Genomic DNA, 25,543 nt, shown 5'->3' on the forward strand with positions numbered 1-25,543 from the left:
GGACCGATCGTCTCCGATATGTGCTCTCTGGAGCACCTTGGCCCCGTATCACTATATGACGCCCTGCGCGCGAAGACAGGCGAATGCTGAGCTGTCGAGCCCAAGCTCCTCGCCAAGTACGGCTTCCGTGTGCTGCCCGAGCAAGGGCGGCGCAGCGCGGAACGTCGCCGGCGTCGCGCTCAGGCGGGCTGGGAAGGCGACTCCGTTAACGCCTGTGCCGTCCGAACGCTCCAGCACGATCTCGAGGTTTCGAGCCTTCACATGGGGGTCGGCGAAGACGTCCGGCAGGGTGTTGATCGGCCCGCACGGCACTCCGGCCCGCTCCAGCCTCATGATCGCTTCGTCGCGCATCAACCCAGCCAACAATGTCGTCAGTTCATCGTCGATTGCCGCGCGGTTGCGCACCCGCGCCTCGTTCGTCGCGTAGCGTGGATCGTCGGCGAGGCCGGGAGAGCCGAGTGCGGCGCTCAGTTTCCGGAATTGTCCGTCATTGCCGCAGGCGACGATGACGTGGCCATCGACAACCGGGTAGACGCGATAAGGTACGACATTGGGGTGATTGTTGCCCATGCGTGTGGGAACGGCACCGCCGGCCAACCAATTCGCCCCCTGATTGGCTAGCATCGCCACCTGACAATCGAGAAGGGCGCAGTCGATATGCTGGCCTTCACCCGTTCGGTCGCGATGGATCAAGGCGGCCAGAATGGCGGATACGGCATACATCCCGGTGAAAAGGTCGCTGACGGCGACCCCGACCTTCATCGGCGCCGCCCCGGGCAGGCCGTCTGCCTGGCCTGTGACGCTCATCAACCCACCCATGCCCTGAACCAGGAAGTCATAGCCGGCGCGATGAGCATAGGGGCCGGTCTGGCCGAAGCCCGTGATCGAGCAATAGATCAGACGGGGGTCGCCCGAGCGCAGGCTCTCATGGTCGAGACCGTATTTGACGAGGCCGCCGACCTTGAAGTTCTCGATCACGACGTCGCAGCGCGCCGCGAGGCGTCTCACCAATGCGGCGCCTTCCGGCCGCGCGAAGTCGATGGTCACCGACCGCTTATTGCGGTTGCAGGCGGTAAAATACGCCGCGTCGCGCGTGTTGTCCGGCCCATCGAGAAAGGGGGGGCCCCATTTGCGCGTATCGTCGCCCCCTTGCGGTGCCTCGACCTTGATGACATCCGCGCCCAGATCGCCGAGCGCCTGGCCGGCCCAGGGCCCGGCGAGCACGCGGCTTAGGTCCAGCACCTTGAGATGCGACAACGGGCCTGGAGTCACGGTTGCCTGTTCTACTCCGATCATGCCGAACGCTTCCGGGCGAAGCGATCGAGCAGCGTGCCCAGAATGCCCTTCGGCATATAGATGATGAAGAGCACCAGCAGCACGCCATAGACCAGCATGTCGAGCGCCAGCGCACGCGTTCCGAACAGGGCGGAGAGCACCTGCGAACTCTGCATCGTCACGCGCAGGCCTTCGCTGAGCAATTGGGTGAAGACGGCGCCGACGGTGGGGCCGAGCAGGACACCCATGCCGCCCGCGATGGCCCCGAAGACGATGTTCAGCGAAATGCCGAGCCCGGCGATGGTCTCCGGCGAGACATACATCTGGTATTGCGCGAAGAGTGCGCCGCCCAAGGCGCACAGCGCCGCCGAAATGGCCGTGATCTTGAGCTTCTCGCGCGTTACGTCGACGCCCGCTGCGGCGGCAGCCTCTTCGTCCTGGCCCAAGGCATCGAGCGCGAGGCGGTCCATGCTACGGTCGACACGGCTCCAAACATAGAGCGTTCCCGCCCAGAGCGCGAGGACTATGAAATAGGACAGCACGCGATTGGGCTCGAACTGCACGGCGTAGAGGGACACCCCGTCGCCATGGCGCGTGGGCTGCGTTCCGAGCGAGCCGCCTGTGACGCCGCGCCAGCCGACGATGCACAGCCGCACGAACTCGACCATCGCCATGGTCATCAGCGCGAAATAATGCCCCTTGATCCGCTGGAGGAAGCAGGGATAGCCAACGAGAAGAGCCGCGACGACCGCGAGGGCAACGGCAATCGGAATGCCGAGAAGCGGCGTCAGGCCGAGCTGGTTCCACAGCAGAACGGTCGCATACGCGCCGATACCGGTGAACGCGCCATGGCCAAGCGAAGTCAGGCCGAAGCGCCCCATGAGCGACCAGGCAGTGTAGATCTGCGCCCACAGCAGCATCTGGATGGCCAGATGCAGATAATAGCGCGAGCCACCGGGGTTGACCCAGCCGATGAGTACCGGAACGCAGGCGAGGACGACGAGGCCCAGCGTCGAAAGGAGAATCTTGCGGTTCATCAGCGCGCTCTCATGACGCCCTGCGGGCGAATGAACATCATGACCATGAAAAACAGGAAGGCGATCGCGTAGCCCCACTCACTGGCGAGGCAGGAGCCGCCAATGGTGATGAACTGCGCGATGATGACGGCTGCAACGAGCCCGCCGACGATGTTGCCGAGCCCGCCGAGCACGCAGACCATGAAGATCAGCGGGCCGAACTGCAGTCCAATCTGCGGATAGGTGTCGAACTGCATCGCCATCAGCGCGCCGGCCAGACCGGCAAGGCCGCCACCGATCGCGGATGTGATGGCATAGAGCCGCTTCGCGTCCGCTCCCATCAATGGCATCACGCGGCGGTCCTGGCTCAGCGCCAGGATGGCAAGGCCGAGCCAGCTGCGGCGCAGGAAAAAGCGCAGCGCGACGACGGCGACGATGGCGACCGCCAAGGTGACTACACGCGACCAGGAGAAGAACATATCGCCGGCGGAGAAGGAGCCGAGCTGGACGCCGAGGCTGCGGAACTCGACGCCGAACGCCATGGTCGCCAGCGCCTGCAGAACGAAGATCACGCCTCCCGTCGCGAGCAGCTGATTGATCGGAGGGGCGTCGAGAAGCGGGCTGATGACCAGCATATGCAACAGCACGCCGGCGCCTGCCGTGAACGCGACGCCGAGCGCGATCGCGAGTGGCAGGGGCAGGCCAAGCACGGCGAAAGCCCAGTAGACGCCGTACATACCCACCATCACCAGTTCGGCGTAGCAGATCCACACCACGTCCACGACGCCGAAGATGAGGTTGAGGCCGAGCGAGAGCAGCGCCAGCAAGCCGGCCAGCAGAAGCCCGTTCAGGATGGCCTCGAGGAAGAAGATATCGAGCGAGCAGCTCATGCCGTAAGCCCCATGTAGGATTTGCGGACGACTTCGGAATGCAACATCTCACTCCCCGCCCCGCTCAGGCGTACCCGGCCGACCTCGAGCAGATATGCGCGATCGACGACCTGCAGGACCTGCCGGACGTTCTGCTCGACGATCAGCACCGTGTAGCCGTCCGCGCTGATGCGGCGCACCAGTTCGAACACCTGCTCGACGACGACGGGAGCGAGGCCCGTCGAAGGTTCGTCGAGCAGGATGAGCTTGGGATCGCTCATCAGGGCACGACCGATGGCGCACATCTGCTGTTCGCCGCCAGACATGGTGCCGGCGAGCTGCGCACGGCGCTCTTTCAGGCGCGGGAACAGCGCGTAGACATAGTCGAGTCGTTCCTCGAACTTCGGCCGTGCCGAGCGGATAAATGCGCCCATGCGCAGGTTCTGCTCGACGGAAAGTCCCGGGAACAGGCGTCGGTTTTCCGGCACATGCGCGATTCCGGTCTCGAGGATCCGGTGCGGCGGCAGGGCACGCAGGTCGCGCCCTGCCATCAGGATCGAGCCGCGCTGGGCCGGGAGCATACCGGAGATGACGCGAAGAAGCGTCGTCTTGCCCGCGCCGTTGGCGCCGATCACGGCGACGGATTCCCCGGGCTCGATGCGCATCCGCACATCCTTGATGGCGGGAAAGCCGCCATATCCTGCGTCGACGTCCTTCAGTTCGAGCAGGCTCATTGCGCGGCCTCCTTCGCGGCCTCGCGGCCGAGATAGACCGCGATCACGTTCGGATCGGCCTGGGAGCCGGCTGGGTCTCCGTCATAGATGACCTCGCCATGGTCGAGCACCACGACCCGATCGACGACACGCATGAGCACACCCATGATGTGCTCGACCCAGATGATGGTGATGCCGCGCTCCTTGCGGATGGTGTCGAGCATAGCGGCGGCCTGGTTCATCTCGCTCGGGTCGAGCCCGTTCAGGCTTTCGTCGGCGAGCAGCAGGCGAGGCTGACTTGCGATCGCGCGGGCGAGTTCGAGCTTCTTCAGCGCGGCAGCGCCCATGCCTTCGGTGGTCGAATGCGGATCGGTGGGCAGGCCGACCAGTTCCAGGGCTTCGGCCGCCTGCCGCCAGCATTTGTCGCGGGACGTCTTGCGGTCCTGGCCGAACCAGGCGGCGAGAGCGACATTCTCCAGCACCGTTAGCTTGGCGAATGGGCGGGGGATCTGGAAGGTCCGCCCGATGCCTGCGTGGCAGATGCTCTGCGCACCGAGGCCGGTGATGTCGCGTCCGTCGAAGGTCACGCTTCCGGCGGTCGGCGTGTAGAAGCCCGCGATGCAGCTGAAGGTGGTGCTCTTGCCTGAGCCGTTGGGCCCGATCAGGCCCATGATTTCGCCTTCGCGTACGTCGAAGGAAACATTCGAGACAGCAGCAAAGCCACCGAAACTCTTGGTTAGTCCACGCACTGCAAGCATGAGGCCTCTCCGCGGCGCCTGCCACGTCAGCGGTTGTCCGAGGTTGAAAAGAGGTTAACCGCTCGACTGCTGGCGCAGCCGAGCGGCAGCGGCGTCACTGCGCGTAGGCGTGCCCCTTGGGGAGAGGCATCACCGGATCGGCCGTCTTGATCGCGGTTGGCCAGACGACCTTCGTGCCTTGCGGCGTATGCTGCATGATGACCGGCGAGGAACGCTCGTTCTGGCCGGACATAGCAGCACCCGGCCCGAAGAACTTCACGCCATAACCCTGCACTGTTCCGCCGACCGGAATGTCGGACGCCAGAGCGGCCTTGCGCAGCGCTTCGGGATCCACGCCGCCGAACTGCTTGATGGCTCGGGGCAGCACGTCGGTGAAGAGGATCCAGCTCTGATTGAAGCCCATCCAGAAATTGGATTCAGGCTCGCTGCCCGTCTTCGCCTTGTAGCGCTTGACGGCTTCCTCGATCACGCCGCCAAGGCCTGGCGCTAAGGTCTTCGCATCCAGGAGCTGCGCGGACACCGGATCGACGTCCATGATGTATTGCACGTCGTCGCCCGCCGATTCACGGATCCGGTCAATGTTGGAATAGCCGGCACCGTGACCGATCAGCGCCTTCCACTTGAGGCCCTGCTCCTTGGCCTGGCGCAGGAAAAGCGCAATGTCGGGATTGTAGCCTGTATGGAGGATGACATCCGGCCGCGCGCGGCGAAGTTTGGAGATCATCGCCGAGAGGTCCGTCGCTGTGACGGCATAGCCCTCCTCGAGGACGATGTTCAGACCGAGCTTGCTGCAGGTGTCCTTGTTGCCCTTCGCGACGCCGGTCCCATAAGGGCCATCCTCGTGAATGACGGCGATCTTCAGGTCTTTCGGCTCGACCCCGAAGCGCGCCTTCGCGTTCTCCTTCAGGAAGAGGCAGGACGCTTCGCCATACTGGTCGGAATGGACCTGGGAGCGGAAAACGTATTGCAGATTGCGATTGGCGAAGACTGCCGACGAGATGCAGACGTTCGCCCACATGAACCGCTTGGCGTTGTCGACCTTGGCAGCCATGGGAACGCATTGCGCGCTTGAATAGACGCCCATTACGAGGTCCACTCGGTCCTCGTTCAGCAGTCGCTCGGCGGCGTTGATGGCGACGTCGACCTTCGATTGCGCGTCGACGATGATCGGGGCGAGCTTGCGCCCCTCCACGCCGCCCTTCTCGTTGATCATGTCGATGGCGGTCTGAGTCCCGATCGAGGCGTTGACCGAGCCCCCGCCGGCAAATGGGCCAGTCTGATCGTAGATGACGCCCAGCTTGATGTCTTGGGCCGAGGCAGCCGCGCCGATCGTAAGCCCGGCCGCGATCGCGGCGGCGCGCAGGTAAGTCATGGTCATAGTCTCTCCCTGTGTTCCGTCCCGTGCGCCCGGTCCCTGAGCTTCTTCCGCCGCTAGGGGCGGGAGTCGTCGGCGGGCGCGTTTCTCTTGTCGCGGACCGAGCCGCTCTTTCGTCGCTGACCAGGGCCTCGCTCCGCCTGTCGCGCTTTTTCCGTCACGAAAGCAGGCTTGCGATTTCGCCTTGCCAACTGCCCGGCACGATGGCAAAGAATGGCTACGTTGTAAATGAAATTCTATTTCATCTAATGAAATACCGCAAGGAGCCATATGCGCTCCTCGTGGGGGAACGGTTCAGGGAGCTACGTATGACCCGCAAGATCGCCTTCATCGGCCTCGGCGCCATGGGTGGGCCGATGGCGTCGAACGCCATTCGCTCGCTCGGCCCGATCCATGTGTTCGATGTCGTCGAAGCCAATCTGGCGCGCGTCGTCGCGGCGGGAGGCGTGCGTTGCGCCAGCGTCGCGCAGGCGGCGCAGAATGCCGACATCGTCGTGACCATGCTGCCGGCGACGCCGCAGGTTCATGAAGTCGTGGCTGCGGCGCTGGCGGTGATGAAGCCGGGCGGAATCGTGCTGGACATGAGCACGATCTCTCCTGCCGGCACCGACGCGGCGGCGGCGATGTGCGAGGCGCGCGGCGTGCGCTTCCTCGATGCACCTGTGGGGCGCCTAGCTTCTCACGCAGCGGCCGGAAAATCGCTCTTCATGGTGGGGTGTGACGACGAGGCGGCCTTCGATGAGGTCAAGCCGCTTTTCGAAGCGATGGGCGACACGATCATCCGCTGCGGCGGGCGCGGGACGGGAATCCGCGTCAAGATCGTCAACAACTTCCAGGTGCTGACGATCGCGCAGATCACCGCCGAGGCGCTGGTTCTGGCAGCCAAGCTCGGACTCGACGTCGAGACGGTGAAGGCGATCAATGCCGGTACCACCGCAACCAACGGCCAGATGCAGGTGAATTTCGCGACCAAGTCGCTCCTCGGCGATACGGAGCCGGGCTTCACGATCGATCTCGCTCACAAGGACCTCACGCTCGCCATGGAGGCGGCCAACGCCTGTCGGCTCGGCCTGCCCGGCGGCGCCGCGATCCATGCGGTCTATGGCGCCGCACGCTCCGGCCCCTACGCGCGCAAGGATTTCTCCTCCCTGCTCGACTATGCGGCCGAGCTCGCGGCGATCTCGCCGCCGCGCCTGCAGGCAAAGTGACACCCGGTCGAAGGGGGCAGTGATGGCCGAAGTCGACCTCATCGCAGAGACGGCCGAGCGATTGCTCGCCGATTTCGCGACGCCGCAAGCCGCCGACGCCGCAGAGAACGGCGTCTTCCCCGACGCGTTGTGGCGTGCGGTCGAGGAAGCCGGCTTCTTGCTGGCACTGATTCCCGAGGAGGCCGGCGGCCTCGGCGTCGATCCGGAATCGGCCGCGGGCCTCCTGCGCCGGTCGGCGTATCACGCTGCGCCGATCCCCCTGGCCGAAACCATGCTTGCCGCACGCCTGCTGGCCCAGGCCGGCATCAATCTGCCTGCCGGGCCGCTGTCACTGGCCTGCGGGGACGTCGAACTGACGCCGGTCCCCTCTGGCTGGCGGGTCCAGGGCAAGGCAACGCGCGTCGCCTGGGGCGCGCAATCCGCCGCACTGGTCGTCGTCACGGCGCAGGATGGCCGCGCCCATATCGCACTCGTCCCGCGCGACGGCTACGCAGCGACGGCGGGGCGCAACCTGGCCGACGAGCCTCGTGACGATCTGTCGATCGCGGCCGACATTCCGCCTGCAAGCGTTGCCGCTTCGCCCGTCGACGCTGAGGGGTTGCTCTGGCGCCTTGCTGCGCTTCGCGCAATCCAGATGGCTGGGGCAATGGAGCGGGCCCTCGATCTGTCGGTTGCCTATGCCGGCGAGCGTAGCCAGTTCGGCAAGCCGATCGGCCGCTTCCAGGCAATCCAGCAGGCTTTGGCTTCCGCCGCCGGCCAGGTCGCGGCAGCCGTGAGCGCCGCATCGCTCGCGGCCGAAGCCGTGGTGAATGACGGCGAGAATGCAAGCCTGCGAGCCGCCGTGGCTAAAGCCCGCTGCGGTGAGGCAGCGGGGAGCGTCGCCGGCATAGCCCACCAGATCCACGGCGCGATCGGCTTCTCGCACGAGCATCCATTGCGGCTGGTCACCCGCCGCCTCTGGGCTTGGCGCGACGAACACGGCCCGGAAGCCTTCTGGAACCGCCGCCTCGGCGAGGCCGCGCTCGCGGCGCCGGGCGGCTCGCTCTGGCATCTCATCACCGCGGCCTGAAGGAGCGCTCGATCATGACGCGTTTCGACTTTCCCGCGCCCTCGCGCAGCGAGGCCGAAGAGGCTTTGCGCGCCGAGGTGCGCTCCTTCCTCGCGACCGAGCTCACGAATGCCCGCGCGATCGACCGGGCGCCGTCGTGGAGCGGCTTCGACGCCTCGTTCTCCCGCAAGCTCGGCGCGCGAGGCTGGATCGGGATGACCTGGCCCCGGCGCTATGGCGGCCGCGAGGCGAGCTTTCTTGAGCGATATGTGGTGCTCGAGGAACTGCTCGCCGCCGGCGCGCCGGTCGCGGCGCACTGGATAGCGGATCGCCAGAGCGGTCCGCTCCTGCTGCGCTACGGAACCGAGGCGCAGCGCGAGGCGATCCTACCGAGGATCGCAGCTGGAGAGTGCTTCTTCTGCATCGGCATGAGCGAACCGGATTCCGGCTCCGACCTCGCCGCGACGCGCACGCGCGCCCGGCCGGTCGAAGGAGGCTGGCGCGTCTCGGGTGCCAAGCTGTGGACGACCTACGCGCATAAATCGCACTACATGATCCTGTTCTGCCGCACCTCCGACGAGGGCGAGCGGAACAAGGGCCTCAGCCAGTTCCTCGTCGAGATGACGACTCCGGGCGTGACGGTGCGGCCCGTGTGCGACATCTCGGGAGCGCACCACTTCAACGAGGTGCATTTCGACGACGTGTTCCTCCCCGCCGACACGCTGCTCGGCACGCCCGGTCAGGGCTGGGCACAGGTGATGAACGAGTTGGCCTTCGAGCGCAGCGGACCAGAGCGCTTCCTGTCCTCCTTCACCTTGATGGACGAATTTTCCAAGGTCGTGCGCGCCGAGCCCACGTCCGGTGGAACCGAGGCGGTCGGCCGCTTCGTCGCGCATCTCGTGACCCTGCGTCGGCTTTCGCGATCTGTCGCGACCCGGTTGCAGGCGGGTGCCGATCCCACGCTCGAGGCCGCCCTGGTGAAGGATCTGGGCGCACTGCTGGAGCAGGACACCCCTGAAATCGTCCGCCGACATGTCGCCGCCGAGCCCTCCGCCGAAGCGCCTGACGACTTCGCGCAGGCTCTCGCCTGGACGATCCAGAACGCCCCCGCCTTCTCCCTGCGCGGGGGGACCCGCGAAATCCTGCGCGGGATCATCGCGCGCGGCCTCGGCCTGCGCTGACCATCCGGAGACGAGACCATGTCCGATCCAGTTCTCTACGAAAAGGACGATGCCGGGATCGTCACCTTGACGCTCAACCGGCCGGAGACGCGCAATCCGATCTCGGACGATGACATGCTCGAGGCGATGCACGCGGCGCTCGACCGCCTCGAACGCGACCGCGATGTGCGCGTCGCCATCCTCACCGGCGCCGGCTCGGCGTTCTCCTCCGGCGGCAATCTGAAGAAGATGGGCGCCGAGGGCGGGCTGAACGACCCGCTGCCCGCGCGCACCCGGCTCAACTACCGGCGTGGCATCCAGAAGCTGCCGCTCGCCTTCGAGGCCTTGGAGGTTCCGGTCATTGCCGCGGTCAACGGCCCTGCCGTTGGAGCTGGCTGCGATCTGACGCTGATGTGCGATCTGCGCGTCGCCTCCGAGGAGGCCCGCTTCGCTGAGAGCTTCGTCAAGGTCGGCATCGTGCCGGGCGATGGGGGAGCCTGGCTGCTGCCACGCGTTGTTGGCTTCTCGAAGGCCTGCGAAATGGCACTGACCGGCGAGGCCGTCGACGCGCATGAGGCGAAGGCGATCGGCCTCGTCAGCGCCGTCGTATCCCGGGCGGATTTGCTTCCGACCGCACGAAAGCTCGCGCTGCGCATCGCGGCGAACCCACCGCATGCGGTGCGCATGACCAAGCGCCTGCTGCGCGAGGCATGGACCTCGCGGCTGGAGCCGCTGCTCGAGTTATCGGCCGCGATGCAGGCGCTCGCGCATGAGACGAAGGATCATCGCGAGGCGGTCGCCGCGATGCTCGAAAAGCGCACGCCGAGGTTCGTCGGCGAATGAAGGATCGGGAAAACGCCATGCGCGTCGGTTTCATCGGGTTGGGCGTCATGGGATTGCCCATGTTGGAGAATCTTGCCGGAAGGCCGGATCTCGACCTGGTCGCCTTTGACCGCGCCGCCGAGCCCCTGAAGCAGCTCGAAGGGCATCCGTCTTTCAGCACTTCGCTGCGCATCGCCTCGGCGCCCGCTGAGTTCGCCGATCGCGAGATCGTCGTCACCATACTGCCCGACAGTACGATCACCAACGCCGTCATTCTCGGAAGCAACGGAGAAGCCGGTCTGCTCAACTGCCTGCAACCCGGCGCAATGATCATCGACATGGGCTCGTCCAACCCGGTGGAAACCGGCAAGCTGGCGCAGGCGGCGACGGCAAAAGGCATCGCACTGATCGACGCGCCGGTCTCCGGCGCGGTCGTCAAGGCGAGATCCGGCACGTTGGCCATCCTCGTCGGCGGAGACGACGCTGAATTCCAACGCGCCCGCCCGGTTCTCGAGGCGATGGGGACCGCCATCATCCGTTCGGGACGGGTGGGTTCCGCGCATGCGATGAAGGCGCTGAACAACTACGTCTATGCCGCCGGCCTGCTCGCCGTATCCGAGACACTGGCGATGGCTCGCGCGCTCGATCTCGACGTCGAGGTCTTCGCCGATGTGCTCAACGCTTCGAGCGGCCGCAACGTCGCCAGCGAGACCAAGCTCAAGCAGTTCATGATCCCCGAGACCTTCGCCGGCGGGTTCGCATTGCGGCTGATGGAGAAGGATCTGCGCGTCGCGCGCTCCCTTCAGGAGACGACGGGACTTCATGCGCCGGAGCTCGAGCTCTGCGCCTCCATCTGGCGCGACGCGCTCGCCGAGCTTGGCCCTCGCGCCGACAACACCGAAGTCTACCGCCATGTCGCGGCGCTTCGCGGAACCAGGGAAGGATGACAGCGATGAAGATCGATATCCGCAAGCGCGTGCTGACCATCGAAACCAGCTTTCACGATTTCGGTCCCCCGCCCGAGACGCCGCTGAAGCTCGCAGCCGCGTCAGCCGTGATCCGCAACCCCTTCGCCGGGCGCTACGAGCCCGATTTGATGCCTTTCATGGCTGCGCTGCGACCGCTCGGTCGGGAGCTCGCCGAAGAGCTCGTCGCCACGCTCGGCAAGGATAATGTCGAGGTCTATTCGAAGGCCGCGATCGTCGGCCTCAATGGCGAGATGGAGCACGGCGCCGTCTGGCACGAGGCCGGCGGCTGGGCGATGCGCTCGGTGCTCGGCGAGCCCAAGGCGATGGTGCCTGCGGTCAAGGCAGTCGCAAGCGCCGGCTACCGGGTGATGGTGCCCGTGCACTACATCCACGCTTCTTATGTGCGCAGCCACTTCAACAGCATCGAGGTCGGCGTACAGGACGCGCCCCGGCCGGATGAGATCTTGTTCACGCTCGTCATGGGCACGGGTGGGCGCCTGCATTCCCGGCTCGGCGGACTGCTGAAGGAGAATGTCAGCGTCCATGACGGGCAGCGTTGAGACAGCCTGTTCGCCGGTCGACGCATAAGCGATGCGCCGACCGGCGCGCGCCCCCGCCCGCGACCTCGGCCGACATGACCAAATACACCTGGTTCGACGACGCCCCCCGCCTGCCTTCATGGCAGGCAAAGGCCCGCGCATGATGACGGAAGAAGCGAACATGACCGCAGAGCAAACCTGCTTCCTGATCGATGGAAAGCGGATCGATACCGGGTCCCTCGGCGTTTACGACCTGATCGACCCGGCAACCGAGGAGAAGATCGCGAGCGTGCCCCGCGGTGGCCGCGTGGAGGCCGAGGATGCGGCGCGCCTCGCTGCGATCGGCTTTCGCGAATGGTCGGCGGTCGCGCCGATCGAGCGCGGCCGGATCCTGCGAGCCGCTGCGACGCGGATGCGCGACGAGATCGAGGACGCGGCATGGGAGATAACGCGCGAGCAAGGCAAGCCGCTCGCACAGGCACGCGCCGAGTGGCTCGGCGCTGCCGATGCGTTCGACTGGTTCGCGGAAGAGGCGCGCCGCGCCTATGGCCGCATCATCCCCTCGCGGGCGGCGGACATGGATTGGTGCGTGCGCAAGCGCCCCGTCGGCCCCGTGGCGGCCTTCACGCCCTGGAATTTTCCGGCCTTCACGGTCGCGCAGAAGCTGGCGCCCGCTCTCGCGGCGGGATGCTCGGTGGTGCTGAAGCCCGCGGAAGAAACCCCCTCCGCTGCGTGGCGCATCTGCCGCTCCTTGCTTGAGGTCGGTTTGCCGCCCAAGGCGCTCGCGCTAATTTGGGGAGCTCCGGCAGAGATCTCCGCTGCGCTGGTTGCAGCGCCACAGATCGCCAAGATCACGCTCACGGGCTCGACGCGCGTTGGTCGCCTCCTGGCAAGCGCGGCCGGAGAGCGGCTCAAGAAGACGACCATGGAACTCGGCGGCCACAACCCGGTTATCGTCGCGCGCGACGCCGACCTCGGTCACGCGATACAGGCGACGGCGCAATGGAAGTTCCGCAACGCCGGGCAGGTCTGCATCTCGCCGACGCGCTTCCTGGTCGATCGCTCCCTCTATCCCGATTTCGTGCATGGTGTTGCGCAGGCGGCACGGGAGATCGTCGTGGGCAAAGGCACGGAGCCTGCGACCCAGATGGGGCCGATGGCGACGGCCGGCCAACGCGACAAGGTCGAACGCTTAGTTGAGGACGCCGTGCAGAGGGGCGCGAGGATTGAGGCTGGCGGAACGCGCATCGGAAACTGCGGTTACTTCTTCGCGCCGACCGTGCTCGCCGACGTCACACCCCAGATGCAGGTGATGAACGAGGAGCCATTCGGACCACTCGCGCTCGTCGCGCCGGTTGATGATCTGGACGAGGCGCTGGAGGAGGCGAACCGCCTGCCATACGGGCTCGCCGCCTATGCCTTCACAACCTGCAGGGAGACTGAACGGAGGATTGCTGGGTCGATCGAGGCCGGTATGCTTGGGATCAACCATTTCGGACTGGCCGTGCCCGAGACGCCCTTCGGTGGTGTTCACGACAGCGGGATGGGCTCGGAAGGAGGAATCGAAGGAATGGACGCCTATTTGACGCCGTTCCTTATTTCTTCCAGATCGCCGGCATGAGCCTGATTTTCCGCGGATAATTCTGCATCTCAGCGCGCAATTAACCGCTCGGATATTGGCCATAGCGACGCGGTAGGTATAGCGGGCGAGATAGGCCAGCATGGCCTCAGGGCCGCCGACGGGCCGCTTGGCGTAGACGACCCAGTTGTCAGACGGGTGCGTCCCTCTTTGCTACTTCACACAGTTCGCGCCGGCGCGCGCGCCCGATGCACGAATCCATACATCGAAACCGGGAACCGCCTCGTGATCGATCACATGGCCTTTGACGAGGTTGGCGAGGCCGCCGGGCTGCGCTGAAGCGCCCCGGATGCGCAGAAACTTGTCGGCTTCCGAATCGTCACTATCCCAGAGAATAGCGCCATAATTCCGGCCAAAGTCGCGCAACTCGTTGAAGCTGCTGGCACCGAGGCCACGCGCCATCGCTTCGAGAGCCTGGGCATGACATACCCCGGGGAAGACGACGCGCGCATCGCGCTTCATCCGCTTGAGCGTCGCCCTGTCGAGCCTGACGAGCATATCGTGCATGACGCCTCCGATTGCCGGCTATCCTTCAGGCGTCAATCGTAGGACCGAAAGGCCAGATCGCAACCGGAGCGGCCTCCGGAATCGTGGGTATTCGCGCGAGTGTTCCACATTTTCACACTTTGACCGTCCGAAAGGGCTTGCTGTGTCAATAATCGCGGTTATTCGTCGATGTTGGGCGACGCATTCGGCCCGCCGATTTCCCTCGCGAGCGGCAAACTCGAGCGAGCAAGGCCGTACCGACCCGATCGGATGGCAAACGCGATGGAAATCGCTTGATGACCTACATTGAAAAGGTGTTGCAGCGCCTGGAGCGCGCGCCGGAATTCCTGACCTCCGGAATGGTCGCCCAGATCCTCGAGATCCCGCCAACTGCTTTCAACAAGCGCCGCGGACGCGGCGGCGGACCTCCCTTCGAACAGTTGCCCGGCTGCCGCCCGACCTACAGCCGGGGCGCGCTCATCGCCTGGGTGAAACGCGGCAAGGTCTATAATGCTCCCGGCGCAGGCGGCATGGAACTATAGCTGGGTCGTTCATCCTCCTACCCTGTCCCAACCGGGATCGCCCGCTCTCGCATTGCTGCGACGGCCGATCTGCTCGAGCGAGGCGGCTGCGGCCGGCTCGCCCGCCCGACGCAGCGCCGATGCCGCCGCGAAGATGTGTCGCTGGGTGTTCGAGGCCCAACCGGTTACGGCTGCCTTCTGCTTCTCCGACCCGGTCTCATGGAGCGTACGCAAGCCGTCCATGATATCCGGCCCCAGGGCTCGCGCGACCGCCGCCGTGAGATCCGTGCTCCACCCTTGCGACATGTGTCGCAGGGCGATGCCGGCGAGGACGCGGCTCTCCTTCGGAACGGTGTTGAAGTCGAACGTCGCCAGCCTTTCGGAGGGCCGAGCGCCTCGCGCTTTCCGCGTCCTCTCGCTCTTCCCCTTGCGTTCATCGATGAGCGCGTGCGCATCGGCCCGGTGCGCCTTCGCCTGATCCCTCAGGATTGCCACGACCATGAAGCCCGCACCGATCGCGATCGGAAAGCTCGCCCCGGCGAGAAGCCCACCCGATATCGCCAGGGCGAAGGCGGCCTTTTGCAGGGCTGTGGTCTGCAAGATGCGCGCAGCGCGGAAGGCACGGTCGATCCGTCTTTGCAGGAGACGTTGAGCCTCCTGCTCCGCAGCGCGGATCGCTGCGCGCCGTGCCTTCCGCGACATGTCGCCGTCGCGACGCGGCTCCTGCGCGCGTTTGCGGCGCACCTCGGAGAAGACGTGATCATGCTCGCCGTCGATCGCCGCCTCGAACAGGCCGCAACGGACTTCGCGATCGACCTGCGCCTCGGCGCGGCGATGGGCCGCGATCAAGCCATCTCGGATGACGTCCTCCAGGGGACGTGCCTGTGCCCTCAGGAGGGCGAGGTCGTCAGGAGTGATGGCCATCGCCCCAGGGGCGGTCGGCGTGAGTTGCGACTGAAGATCATGGGCCATGCCGGTCGCCAGGTGAACTGCCATCAGAATGCCTGGCTTGTCCCCAAGCGCGATCTCGAAGCCGGCTTCGGCGAAGGCGCGAGGGAGCGGTAGGGATGAACTCATCGAGGCCATGGCAGAAGCGAGAAGCTGTTGGGACGCCGCAGGCCGCATGGTTGTCCGGTCCGCATGCCGGCGGTTCGGCGGTGGAAGGCCGGCCATCCTCGACGCGACATCGCCATCGAACATCACCTGGCCGACCGCCGACCGAAAATTCCTTCCCGCGCCCTGGCCGGTTCTATGTTTCTGCTCGCGACTATCCAGCAAGGTGCGTGTAAGGGATTGCCGTTGGCTGGCCTCGATGGCGGCCGGCAGGAGAACTCCTCCCCCCATCCGCATGGCGAAGTCAGGGCCTGCCAGGAGAGTACCGGAGGCCGCCAGACCAGCGACCTCCTTGCGCCGAGCTGGCGTCGGCAAGATTCGAGCAGCGCGTAGTGCGCGATTGGCCCTTCGTTCCTGAAGGATACTGGCTGTCTGTTCTGCGGCACGGATCGCGATGCGCCGGGCCTGTTGCGACATCTCTTCGTCGCCGCGCGGGCTTTTCGCGCGCCTGCGGCGCTGCTCGGCGAAAAACGGGTCGAGGTCGCCGTCGACGGCGGCCTCGAACAGGCCCCTGCAGATCTCGCGATCGACATTGGCCTCAGCACGGCGGTGAGAGGCAACCAGGCCGCTGCGGACGACCTCAGCCAGTCGACGGGCCTGCGATCGGAGGATGCCAAGATCCTCGTCGCTGATGACCATTGGTTCTGGGACGATCTTCTTGAGCGACCGCGCCAGCGAATAGGCAGCCCCGGAAGACATGTGGACAGCCATCAGCACCTCCCGCCTGTCGCCGAGTGCGATCGCAAAACCCGCACGGGAGAGGGCACGAGGAACTGGCAAGGCAGGGCCGGACGAGGCTAGCGCAGCCGCGAGCAGACGTCGGAACTCGACCGGCCGCATTTTCGTCCGCGCGCCCTGCTGCCTGTCTGCCTCGGTATCGCGATCTCGATTCCGGACCGGTTCGTATTGAGCGAGCACCTCGGCCATGGCGATCTCGCCGCGCGCATGGAGGGCTTCCGCGTTCTTCTGGATCCGCGGTCCGGGCACGATCTGCTCGCCGAACTCGAGCTCGAGGATGCGGCCGGCCAGTTCGTCGGCCCTGTAGTTCAGCTTCGACGACAGGACCCGCCCGGTCGCCGGATTCACGGCCGCATAGAGCAGGTGAACATGGGAGGGGCGCCTGCCCTTCTTGTGGACGATCACCTTTCGCGGCTGATCGGCCGGGATCCCGTGCTCGCGCTCGACGACCTCGATCATCCTGAGCAATCCCACCTCGTCGAGCGCCAGGAACGGCGAGCATTTGATGTGCGCGACCGTGATCCTCGCCCGCACGTTCGACGCGCTCAGCGCGGAGAACATCTGCAACGCCCGATCGAGATCGGCTGGGCAGTCCCGGTCCAGATCGGTCCGGTCCACGACGCGCTCGTTATTCTCGGCGTCGAGAAGGTGCCGGACCCGGTCCGGGTCGTCGCCGACGAAGCTGGAGCGGATGATCACGACCGGCGCCGCTTCAGCGTCGCGATCACGCACGCGAGCGCCGCCTCGAGAACGCTCTGCAGGCGGTCAAGATCCGGAATCGCATCCGCATGCCTTCCGTCGGCATTGAGGCGTGCCGCAATCTGGTTCAGCTTGTTTTCTAGGCGCCCGAGGTCGCCGAGGAGCTGTCGCAGGATCGCGGCGTTCGCGACGGCACGGCGCACGTGGTTCAGCTTTGCCACCATGCCCAGGTCGCGGGCGACGATCCTGCGCGCGAACTGGCCGGCGGTGAGCCCCTGCGCGGCCGCCACTTCCATCAACCTGGCCCGATCGGCTGGCGGCAGCCTGAAGCTGACCGGTCGCATAAGGCCCTTGTCTTTCTCTTCATGTTGGATCGCCATGCGAACCTTCCGTGCATAGCGCGGACAGAACCCGGCTCGTCCCACGAGGCGGCGGGGGTCCACGGGGGCAGCGCCCTCTGGCCAGCAGACTTGGAGCATCGCCTGCGATGTCTACAAGTCGTCACTGGCCTAACGTCGCACTAAAGGGCCTCGCTTAAAATCACCGCGATCTCACCTGATTATAATCCGGTGAATGATCATCGATCATAAATTCAAAAGACCCGTCCATAAATTTGAGATCAACTATCCATGAGCCAGATATAAGCGGCTCATTTTTCGCTAATGTCTCATTTGTCACGCATGTCTACTGGATCGCGCGCCGGCCATTTGCGATCACTCTCCTGGCGAAAGGAGGTGGCACATGTCGGCGGACAACGAGGTCGAGATGGCGGTCGCACGCCTCGCTCGGATTGCCCCGGGCTCTTCGCGGCGCCGAACCCTCAAGGACCGCATTCGGGCGCTGATGCCCGCGATCGAAGAGGCGCGAGCCAAGGGTCTTAGCTGGAAAGAGATCCACGCAGAGATCCTAGCCGCGGGCATCGCGATCGAGCCGCCGATCCTGGCCAACTATGTCTGTGAGCATCGTCGTCAAGGCCGTCTCGCCTGCGCCCACGATGGGCATGGCCGGGACGAGACGTCGCAGGACCCGGTTGTCGTCGCTCTCCCCCGCCGCGGCAAAGCAGGAACCTCCCGGGTTCCGCTTCAAGTCCATCAGGGACGGGCAGATGAAACCTCACCCTCCCCGAGCGACGGCGCCCGAGCCTCTGCGCCTGCGGACAACAGTTCGCACCCGGCTCCGGGCCCGGGTCAGGTGGCGGATCAATACGTCGAAGCCCTCCACAGCGACCGACCGACCAAGGTCAGCCGGCCCAGGTGAACCTCAGCAGCGCAAGGAGCACATCGTGAACCGAAACGGCAACAGGACTGGTAGCAAGCCGCTCGAAAGCGGCTTCCCGCCCCTGCTCCTCATCGTCCTCGAAGGCAAAGGCGGCGTCGCCAAGAGCGTCACCGCCGATGCCGCGCACTACTGCTTCAGCAGCCTGGGCTACGTCACCCTGGCCGCAGAGAGCGATACGACGAACTCGATCATGAGCTCGACCCATGACGACGTCGTGTTCGTCAGCGCGGGCAAGGCGGGCTGGCACACGACGATCGGCGTCCACCTGCAGCGCATGGGTCATCCCGGCGGCGCCGACGTGATCGTTTTCGACACCGGCGCGCGTGACGAGGTCCACGTCCGCGCGAAGCTCGACTATTTCGCCCGGACCATGGCGGCGGTCGGCGGCCAGGTTCTCGTCATCCGCCCGATCACGACCTCTGGCTCGGCCCAGCGCAATGCGATCGACTTCGCAATGTCGACCGCCGGGAGCGCCATCGCGACCGTCTTCATGCAGGTCCGGGCCCAGGGCCGCACGGAAGAGCATTTCACGAGGTGGGAGGCGACCGGGAGCCTGCGGGACGCGAAGCAGGTCGGCGCCGTCGACACCTGGATCGACGATCTCGGCGTCGAGGAGGCGGACGAGGCTGTCGCGCTTGGACTGAGCTTCGCCGACGTCGCTGCGGAAAACTTCGCCAGGGCCGGAGAAGACGAGAGCGAGGCCAGGTCGTATTTCGACGAGGCGAAGGTCCTCTGGTTCCAGGACTGGCTGGAAGAGCAGAAGGCCCGGTGGCTGCCGGCCTTCCGGCAGGCGCTCGCCAACCGGCGGGTCGATGGTACGCCGCTGGCGCCGGAGGCCGCTCCGTGATCGACCCGACCCGTCGCAAGGAGTTGATCCTTAGGGTCGGTCTCGGGCGCATTACCCGCGCCCGGGACCTCGAAGACACCTGGAGCCGCCGGCTCGCCGCGATGGCGAAGCCGGCGGTGGTCCTGCGCACCGTCCTTATCGCTTCGGTTTCGGTCGTTGTCGCCGGCGCCGCGACCGTCTGCGCCGGTGTGGTGGGGGGCTACAGCATCGTGCCTCGCGACAGCGTGCGACTCGCCCGTCTTGTCGCCGACCTCGTGCCCGACGCTGCCGCTCTCACCGCGGCTGATCTTCGGATCAGGTTCCGGTCGGCCGCCCGCGCCGTCGCCATCGTCGATCAGACGATCACGGCAAGACCAGTCGACCCTGCGAGCCTGACCTGGTTCGAGCGCGTCTTCGGCACGCCGGCGCCACAGGTCGATCCCGGCCGCGAGGCGGCCCTGCTCGGCGTCGTCGACCACCTCGCCGCGCTGCCGATCGATCAGCGTGCCGACGCCATCGACGACATGATGCAGTGGGCTCTCCTTGGCCGAAACCGGCATGTCTGGACGGTGATGAAACACATCGGCGAGCAGCCTTCCGAGGTTCGGCAGGTACTCCTGGGCAGCGAGGCGAAGGGGCTGATAGGCGTCCTCGCCTGGCTGAGGGAGCGGCAGGGTCGCGGCCCGGAGATCACCAATCTCACGAAGGCCATTGAGATGCACCGCCGTGAACTCGCCGATGAGATCGCGCGCATGAACCAGCAGAACCAATCCCTTTTGCGCGAGACGGAGGGCCTCCGCGGGCGCCGCATCGCCTGCGGGAAGCAGGCTGCGGAATTCGCCGCATGTCTGAAACAGAGGCCTCTCTGAGGCTGTGAGCCCAGGATTCACAACGGAGACGAACGATGGATGAGAATCTGAAGACGGACTACCGCATGCTGGTCTACCAGCACGCCATGGCGCTCACGACCTATGCCAAGATGTCGAACACCGACGCAAAGGCTCGAGCAATCGACCTCGCGCGCAGCATCTTCGGCAACGATCCGGAGTTCAACGCGGCCTTCCGCTCGCCGGAGGACGAGGAAGACTAACGCGTCGTTCTACTCCGGCCACTTGAACGTGCCAGCGCGCCATCCAGCGGAGGAGATCCGGCGTATCCCGCCGATCGAGCTCATCCGCGTCGACGGCACCTACGGCGACCAGACAACGAGACGCGGCGGCCCGGCAAGAGTGCGCGAGGAAGGGATGGCCGCGTCAACAGACGCCAGAGCGCCACAAAAGGGCCGCCGGGACCCTTTCTCTCAATCGGAGAACCGCCGAATATAGCCGCCATGAAATCCCGTCCGGCTGAATCCGCGACCGAAGTCCTGGCGGGCCTCGTCGAGCGCGTGACGTTCCACAATGACGAGAACGGCTTCGCGGTCCTGCGTGTGAAGGCGCGCGGCAAGCGTGATCTCGTCACCGTCGTCGGACACGCCGCCGTCATCTCCGCGGGCGAGTTCATCCAGGCGAGCGGCGAATGGGCGAACGATCGCCAGCACGGCCTTCAGTTCCGGGCGCGCTTCCTCAAGGCGACGCCGCCGACCACTGTCGAGGGCATCGAGAAGTACCTCGGTTCCGGCATGATCCGCGGCATCGGACCGGTCTATGCCAGGAAGTTGGTGCGCGCGTTCGGCGAGACGGTCTTCGATGTCATCGAGGCCGAGCCGGAGCGGTTGCGCGAGGTGACGGGCATCGGACCGAAACGGGCAGAGCGGATTGTCGCCGGCTGGGCCGAGCAGCGCGTCATCCGCGAGATCATGATCTTCCTGCATGCGAATGGCGTCGGCACCTCGCGGGCGGTCCGCATCTACAAGACCTATGGCAATGACGCGATCCAGCTCATCTCGGAGGATCCGTACCGGCTAGCGCGGGATATTCGCGGCATCGGCTTCCGCACCGCCGACGCCGTGGCGATGAAGCTCGGTATCGAGAAGACCGCGATGATCCGCGCTCGCGCCGGCATTTCCTATGTGCTGACCGTGGCTCTCGACGACGGGCATTGCGGCCTACCGAGCGACAAGCTGCGACCTCTCGCCATGGAGCTCCTGGATATTCCGGAAGCCGTGATCATCGACGCGTTGAGACTCGAGCTCGAAGCCGGCGCCGTCATCACCGACACGGTCGAGGACCATCCTTGTGTGTTCCTCGCCGGGCTCTACCGGGCCGAGCAGTCGATCGTGTCGCGTCTCACAGCCCTGAAATCCGGCCCCACACCCTGGCCCGAGATCGACGCGGGGAAAGCGATCCCCTGGGTCGAGGAGAAGACCGGACTGATGTTGGCCGAAAGCCAGAAGGCGGCGGTGCGCACCGCGCTCGCCTCCAAGCTCATGGTGATCACAGGCGGGCCCGGCGTCGGCAAGACGACGCTGGTCAACTCTGTCCTGAAGATCCTCGCCGCCAAGCGCATAGACCTGCTGCTTTGCGCACCCACCGGCCGCGCCGCGAAGCGCATGACGGAGACCACAGGCCGGGAGGCGAAGACCATCCACCGGCTGCTGGAGGTCGATCCCAGGACCGGCGGCTTCAAGCGCAACGACGAGAACCCGCTTTCCTGCGAGCTGCTCGTCGTCGACGAGACCTCCATGGTCGACGTCGTACTGATGAACGCGCTGCTGAAGGCCGTGCCGGACGATGCGGCGGTGATCTTCGTCGGCGACGTCGACCAGCTGCCGCCCGTGGGGCCGGGCCAGGCGCTCGCCGACATCATCGCAAGCGGGGCCGTACCCGTCGTCCATCTGACCGAGGTGTTCCGGCAGGCTGCGCAGAGCCAGATCATCCAGAGCGCCCATCGGATCAATACCGGCCTACTTCCCGATCTCGCGAAGCCGGAAGGCGAGACCGATTTCTATTTCGTGCCGGCAGACAGTCCCGAGGTCGCCGTGCCGCGGCTGATCGAGATCGTCCGGGAGCGCATTCCGCGCCGCTTCGGCGTCGACCCGGTCCGCGACATCCAGGTGCTCTGCCCCATGAACCGGGGCGGCGTCGGGGCTCGCTCGCTCAACATCGAGCTGCAGGAGGCGCTCAACTCGGGTACCGAGCCGCGCGTTGAGAAGTTCGGCACCACCTTCGCCATCGGCGACAAGGTCATGCAGATCGAGAACGACTACGACAAGGAGGTCTATAACGGCGATGTCGGCTTCGTCGAGGCGATCGATCTCGACACGGGTGAGATGGCGATCGGCTTCGACGGCCGCTCGGTCTCCTTCCAGTTCGGAGAACTCGACCAGGTGGTGCTCGCCTACGCCACCACGATCCACAAATCGCAGGGCTCTGAATATCCGGTCGTGGTCATCCCGGTCCTGACCCAGCACTACGCCATGCTGCAGCGGAATCTGCTCTACACCGGCGTCACACGCGGCAGGCGCCTCGTCGTCCTGCTCGGCCAGAAAAAGGCCATCGCCATAGCCGCGAAGAATACGTCGGGCAGGCGGCGATGGTCGAAGCTAAGGGAGTGGCTGGCGCCGGGTGATCGCACTTGACAGCCAAGCGCCAGCTACGTGCCGCGCCCATGTATCTATGGCTTGGAGCCAATCGTCACGGCGTGAAGACGATCCGGGCGATCGTTTCCGACGCGCCGGAACCGGCTATCAGTTCGGATTGGCGGCGGAGAGCGAGACCGGCACAGCGGCGCGCGCGACCTTCGCAGTCTTGGTGTCCTCAGCGATCGGCGCAGAGACACGCGGCTCGGTCGGGTCGGCCATTGCAGCGACATGGGCCGCGAGTTCGGTGTGTCCGGACATGAGGAGGTTCAGGAGAATCTTGCCGAGACGCCGCCCAGGATTCGCGAGCAGCCTGATGCTCTTCTGCTTCAACTCCTCTTGCGAAGGGTTATACAGCCGCGCAACCCAGGTCGTGGACAGGGAGAGCGGGCGAAAGGTTGCCCAACTACCGCGCGTCCCGCGCGTCGCCAGCATGAGCATGAGGATAGCGTTGGCAGTCGACTCATGCACGGCAACCGCGACTCCGTCCCGATCACAGATCTTGAACCCGACCTCGCGGTAGGGTCGCTCGAGACCGTGCGGCTGACGGAGCACGTCGACATTCGCACTCCAGCGGACGGTCAGGGTCCGGTCCTGGCGCAGCACGCGGTGAACCTCGGGGTCAAGCGTCAGGAGCCACGTCGTCATGTGTCTGATCTGGTCGGTGATCTTGTAATCGACGCGATCGGGCTTGAACATCGGCCGGGTGGCTGCGAGGCAAAACTGCTCTTCGGCACCGCCTGGTTGGATGAACGGCGCCCCAGCGACGCTCAGCGCATGGGCGAGGTCGTTACGTCCGGCGTATCCCTCCGGCAAGGCTTCGACCCGCAACGCTGACACCGGGACGGGCGCGGCTCCGGCCGGCGGACGCTGGTCGAGCGCATCGAAGGCGCGAAGCGTGAACTCGGACGCCCTCATCGCTTTGGCGATAGCGTCGCTCTCGCTATGAGCGAACCCGCGCCAAGTGAAGGGGGACGGCAGCGGATAGCCGCCGGCCGCATCGTTGTCGATATAGGCGAGCCACCGGGTCTGCTGGCCGGGGTCCTTGGGCTTGTTGCGCATGGGCTGCTCGATAGGCATTGGGCACTCCTGGAACGGAAGAAGGTGATGGCGCGGCAGGTCGCTTAACTGATGGCTCCGGATCGGCCCGTCACCGCAAAGCAGCGACGCGCAGACGCGGCATAGAGACCGCCCTGCCGCGGAAAGGTCGGGGGCTTCTCGAAGAGCCGGACACTGCGGGCATGCCGACCAGCAGCAGGCCGAACAAAATCGGGGACAGGAAGAAAAGCTGAGGCGGGATCGAAGGCATCAAGCAGGCCCACGGCTGGCCAACCCGCCTTTCGGCAGGTGGTCATCCGCGCCTCACTCGGACGTACCCGGGCACGGCACTGAAAGGCCCGGCGTAGTGTAGGTAGCGAAGTTCCGGCGCCCCTACACGGATTCGATGCGTCGACCCCAGTCCGTGCTCAATCCCCCACCTCCGCAGGGACATCCCCGCGGATAGAACCTGGAAACGGCCCGGTCCTGCGCGGCCGCCCTCTCTATCCGCTGAGGCTCGGCAGGACGACGCTCACAAGCCCGCCGTGTCGAGCGGATCTCTGAATTCGTCGCCCCGCGGATCCGAATCACACGGGCAGGACACAACGAACGTATCATGAACAGATAACCAATCAAGACCCACCCGCCCCCTCGAGGCAGAAGCCCGGGACATGGCTGATCGCAACGGCAAGGGAGAGCGCGAGAGGGGCCGCAAGCAGGGCGACTGCTCTGCATCCTTCTCCTCACCATGTTGGGCGGGCCTCGGAGGCACGAGGCGGACCATGATGACGATAGAGGCAGCGGTCGAAGGCGAGCGGGAAGAATGCCGACGGCCTGACCTCGAACGGCGGCATGGGTCTGCCGACCCAAGCAAGCCAGCGGGACACGATCAGGGATCTGTTGCTTTCAGAATCGAGCCCCAGTCCTGGCGGCCGCCCAACAGACGCAGGATCACGACATGATCCGCGGCGATGGTATAGACGATCACATGAGCTTCATGCGCGAGAATCCGCACGGGCGGCGTGAATTCGGCACGCTCCCGCGCCAATGTCGGCATGGTGGCGATCGTTTCGAACAACTGGGCCAACGCGTCGACATAGCGGTCGGCCTGCGCGGCCGACCAAGTCTCCGCGGAGAAACGCCAGATTTCGTCGAGATCGTCCAGCGCCCGAGGCGTGAGCCTATAGCGGGCTCCGCTACCTAACGGCATGACGCTCGCGCATGCGCAATTTGAATGCGTCAACGTCGAGGAACTGCGGCTCTCCGCTTTCGACCCCTTCGGTGATAGCGGCCTGCAGTGCCGCGATTGCTTCCGCTCGCTGCTGATCCTTGCGGATCAGATCGCGGACATAGTCGCTCGCGTTGCCGTATCGGCCACCTGCCGCCTGGCGTTCGACCCAGGCCTTCATCGGCTCAGGCAGGGACACGTTCATCGTTGCCATGGGCTCCTCCATTCCCGGGGGACGCTACCACAGATGACAATCTTTGCTAAATCGTTCATCTTGGCCATCGGACTCGTTTGTCGCTGGAGGACCTCCCCGCAAGCCCCTTCCTATGACGACGAGCGCGAGGAAAGGATAAAGGGGCTCTCGCTGCTCCGCCTGTATCACCCTCTCCTCGCGCCCTCCTTCACGGGCAGGGTTTTTCTTGCGGACTTTGGTACGGAAAGCGCGAGGGGAGAATGGGGATCTCCTTCGCCAGCAGATGGTACCGGTCCAGACGTTGCTCTCACCGCCGCCCTGCGCGACCTCGACAGCCAAGCCCCACCCTTCCGCGCCAGCTCGAGATCTTTCTTCTCCTGTTCGAAGCTAGCTCAGGGCGCCTTTTTTCCGTCCAGAGCGAACTGCTTGAGGAAGGCTGTCAGGTCCTTGACCTCCTGCTCGTTCTTGATTCCGATCTCGGAGGCCGACTACGCCGTGCTCCTGCCGGGAACG

General features: G+C 65.5%; 25 protein-coding genes and 1 pseudogene. 13 read left to right on the plus strand and 13 right to left on the minus strand.

Features of this window, described 5'->3' with window-relative positions:
- Positions 1-51: 51 nt before the first annotated feature.
- From J0J10_RS11375 to J0J10_RS11400, 6 genes are all read right to left on the minus strand, one after another.
- Positions 52-1,296: a CaiB/BaiF CoA transferase family protein gene (locus tag J0J10_RS11375; RefSeq protein ID WP_291646612.1), complete on the minus strand. Its 1,245-nt coding sequence runs from the start codon at positions 1,294-1,296 to the stop codon at positions 52-54.
- Positions 1,293-2,312 carry a branched-chain amino acid ABC transporter permease gene (locus J0J10_RS11380; RefSeq protein WP_291646614.1) on the minus strand — a complete coding sequence of 340 codons (1,020 nt, stop codon included), beginning with the start codon at positions 2,310-2,312 and terminating at the stop codon, positions 1,293-1,295. Before J0J10_RS11380 ends, J0J10_RS11375 begins: the two co-directional genes overlap by 4 nt.
- Positions 2,312-3,181: a branched-chain amino acid ABC transporter permease gene (locus tag J0J10_RS11385; protein WP_291646616.1), complete on the minus strand. Its 870-nt coding sequence runs from the start codon at positions 3,179-3,181 to the stop codon at positions 2,312-2,314. The genes J0J10_RS11380 and J0J10_RS11385 overlap by 1 nt, the downstream gene beginning before the upstream one ends.
- Complete coding sequence (locus tag J0J10_RS11390) at positions 3,178-3,888, minus strand: ABC transporter ATP-binding protein (RefSeq protein WP_291646697.1); 711 nt, start codon at positions 3,886-3,888, stop codon at positions 3,178-3,180. Before J0J10_RS11390 ends, J0J10_RS11385 begins: the two co-directional genes overlap by 4 nt.
- 2 nt (positions 3,889-3,890) lie before the next feature.
- Entirely contained in the window at positions 3,891-4,631 is a 741-nt protein-coding gene (locus J0J10_RS11395; protein ID WP_291646618.1) for an ABC transporter ATP-binding protein, read from the minus strand.
- Between the two features lie 94 nt (positions 4,632-4,725).
- On the minus strand, positions 4,726-6,003 hold the full coding sequence (locus tag J0J10_RS11400) for an ABC transporter substrate-binding protein (RefSeq protein ID WP_465247196.1): 1,278 nt from the start codon (positions 6,001-6,003) through the stop codon (positions 4,726-4,728).
- Between the two features lie 311 nt (positions 6,004-6,314).
- Here J0J10_RS11400 and J0J10_RS11405 point away from each other — a divergent pair, with 311 nt between their 5' ends.
- The 7 genes from J0J10_RS11405 (at position 6,315) to J0J10_RS11435 (ending at position 13,372) form a co-directional block, all read left to right on the plus strand.
- On the plus strand, positions 6,315-7,214 hold the full coding sequence (locus J0J10_RS11405; protein ID WP_291646622.1) for an NAD(P)-dependent oxidoreductase: 900 nt from the start codon (positions 6,315-6,317) through the stop codon (positions 7,212-7,214).
- A gap of 22 nt (positions 7,215-7,236) precedes the next feature.
- Positions 7,237-8,283, plus strand: coding sequence for an acyl-CoA dehydrogenase family protein (locus J0J10_RS11410; protein ID WP_291646623.1), 1,047 nt, complete (start codon positions 7,237-7,239; stop codon positions 8,281-8,283).
- A 14-nt stretch (positions 8,284-8,297) separates the two neighbouring features.
- The gene (locus J0J10_RS11415; protein ID WP_291646624.1) at positions 8,298-9,443 is read left to right on the plus strand and encodes an acyl-CoA dehydrogenase family protein; all 1,146 of its coding nucleotides are present in this window, start codon (positions 8,298-8,300) and stop codon (positions 9,441-9,443) included.
- An 18-nt stretch (positions 9,444-9,461) separates the two neighbouring features.
- Positions 9,462-10,265: a crotonase/enoyl-CoA hydratase family protein gene (locus tag J0J10_RS11420; RefSeq protein ID WP_291646625.1), complete on the plus strand. Its 804-nt coding sequence runs from the start codon at positions 9,462-9,464 to the stop codon at positions 10,263-10,265.
- A 17-nt stretch (positions 10,266-10,282) separates the two neighbouring features.
- Positions 10,283-11,191, plus strand: a complete 909-nt coding sequence (locus tag J0J10_RS11425; RefSeq protein WP_291646627.1) for an NAD(P)-dependent oxidoreductase — start codon at positions 10,283-10,285, stop codon at positions 11,189-11,191.
- 5 nt (positions 11,192-11,196) lie between these two features.
- Positions 11,197-11,772, plus strand: coding sequence for an amino acid synthesis family protein (locus J0J10_RS11430; protein ID WP_291646628.1), 576 nt, complete (start codon positions 11,197-11,199; stop codon positions 11,770-11,772).
- 142 nt (positions 11,773-11,914) lie between these two features.
- Positions 11,915-13,372 carry an NAD-dependent succinate-semialdehyde dehydrogenase gene (locus tag J0J10_RS11435; protein ID WP_291646698.1) on the plus strand — a complete coding sequence of 486 codons (1,458 nt, stop codon included), beginning with the start codon at positions 11,915-11,917 and terminating at the stop codon, positions 13,370-13,372.
- Positions 13,373-13,419: 47 nt separating this feature from the next.
- Here the strand turns inward: J0J10_RS11435 and J0J10_RS11440 are convergent.
- Together J0J10_RS11440 and J0J10_RS11445 are read right to left on the minus strand one after the other, a co-directional pair.
- Positions 13,420-13,516: pseudogene (locus J0J10_RS11440) on the minus strand (transposase); the annotation flags it as partial.
- A gap of 27 nt (positions 13,517-13,543) precedes the next feature.
- Complete coding sequence (locus tag J0J10_RS11445; protein WP_291646630.1) at positions 13,544-13,888, minus strand: hypothetical protein; 345 nt, start codon at positions 13,886-13,888, stop codon at positions 13,544-13,546.
- Between the two features lie 284 nt (positions 13,889-14,172).
- On the opposite strand from J0J10_RS11445, the gene J0J10_RS11450 reads away from it, so the two are divergent.
- Complete coding sequence (locus J0J10_RS11450; RefSeq protein ID WP_291646631.1) at positions 14,173-14,418, plus strand: hypothetical protein; 246 nt, start codon at positions 14,173-14,175, stop codon at positions 14,416-14,418.
- Between the two features lie 9 nt (positions 14,419-14,427).
- Here the strand turns inward: J0J10_RS11450 and J0J10_RS11455 are convergent, their stop codons facing one another.
- The gene (locus J0J10_RS11455) at positions 14,428-16,980 is read right to left on the minus strand and encodes a hypothetical protein (protein ID WP_291646632.1); all 2,553 of its coding nucleotides are present in this window, start codon (positions 16,978-16,980) and stop codon (positions 14,428-14,430) included.
- Positions 16,944-17,327 (minus strand): plasmid mobilization protein, encoded by a 384-nt coding sequence (locus J0J10_RS11460; protein WP_291646633.1) that lies wholly within the window; start codon positions 17,325-17,327, stop codon positions 16,944-16,946. The genes J0J10_RS11455 and J0J10_RS11460 overlap by 37 nt, the downstream gene beginning before the upstream one ends.
- Before the next feature lie 361 nt (positions 17,328-17,688).
- Here J0J10_RS11460 and J0J10_RS11465 point away from each other — a divergent pair, with 361 nt between their 5' ends.
- The 5 genes from J0J10_RS11465 (at position 17,689) to recD2 (ending at position 22,571) form a co-directional block, all read left to right on the plus strand.
- Positions 17,689-18,204, plus strand: coding sequence for a hypothetical protein (locus J0J10_RS11465; protein ID WP_291646634.1), 516 nt, complete (start codon positions 17,689-17,691; stop codon positions 18,202-18,204).
- A gap of 25 nt (positions 18,205-18,229) precedes the next feature.
- Entirely contained in the window at positions 18,230-19,072 is an 843-nt protein-coding gene (locus J0J10_RS11470) for a hypothetical protein (protein ID WP_291646636.1), read from the plus strand.
- Positions 19,069-19,920, plus strand: coding sequence for a hypothetical protein (locus tag J0J10_RS11475; protein ID WP_291646637.1), 852 nt, complete (start codon positions 19,069-19,071; stop codon positions 19,918-19,920). The genes J0J10_RS11470 and J0J10_RS11475 overlap by 4 nt, the downstream gene beginning before the upstream one ends.
- A 35-nt stretch (positions 19,921-19,955) precedes the next feature.
- Entirely contained in the window at positions 19,956-20,141 is a 186-nt protein-coding gene (locus tag J0J10_RS11480; protein WP_291646638.1) for a hypothetical protein, read from the plus strand.
- A gap of 240 nt (positions 20,142-20,381) precedes the next feature.
- Complete coding sequence (gene recD2, locus J0J10_RS11485) at positions 20,382-22,571, plus strand: SF1B family DNA helicase RecD2 (RefSeq protein WP_291646639.1); 2,190 nt, start codon at positions 20,382-20,384, stop codon at positions 22,569-22,571.
- A gap of 108 nt (positions 22,572-22,679) precedes the next feature.
- Here the strand turns inward: recD2 and J0J10_RS11490 are convergent, their stop codons facing one another.
- The 3 genes from J0J10_RS11490 to J0J10_RS11500 all read right to left on the minus strand — a co-directional run bounded on the left by J0J10_RS11490 (position 22,680) and on the right by J0J10_RS11500 (position 25,051).
- Complete coding sequence (locus J0J10_RS11490) at positions 22,680-23,651, minus strand: hypothetical protein (RefSeq protein ID WP_291646640.1); 972 nt, start codon at positions 23,649-23,651, stop codon at positions 22,680-22,682.
- A gap of 847 nt (positions 23,652-24,498) precedes the next feature.
- Positions 24,499-24,819 carry a type II toxin-antitoxin system RelE/ParE family toxin gene (locus J0J10_RS11495; RefSeq protein WP_291646641.1) on the minus strand — a complete coding sequence of 107 codons (321 nt, stop codon included), beginning with the start codon at positions 24,817-24,819 and terminating at the stop codon, positions 24,499-24,501.
- Complete coding sequence (locus J0J10_RS11500; protein WP_291646643.1) at positions 24,806-25,051, minus strand: type II toxin-antitoxin system ParD family antitoxin; 246 nt, start codon at positions 25,049-25,051, stop codon at positions 24,806-24,808. The genes J0J10_RS11495 and J0J10_RS11500 overlap by 14 nt, the downstream gene beginning before the upstream one ends.
- Between the last annotated feature and the right edge of the window lie 492 nt (positions 25,052-25,543).

This window comes from Allobosea sp. (assembly GCF_017308075.1).
Taxonomy (GTDB): Bacteria; Pseudomonadota; Alphaproteobacteria; order Rhizobiales; family Beijerinckiaceae; genus Allobosea.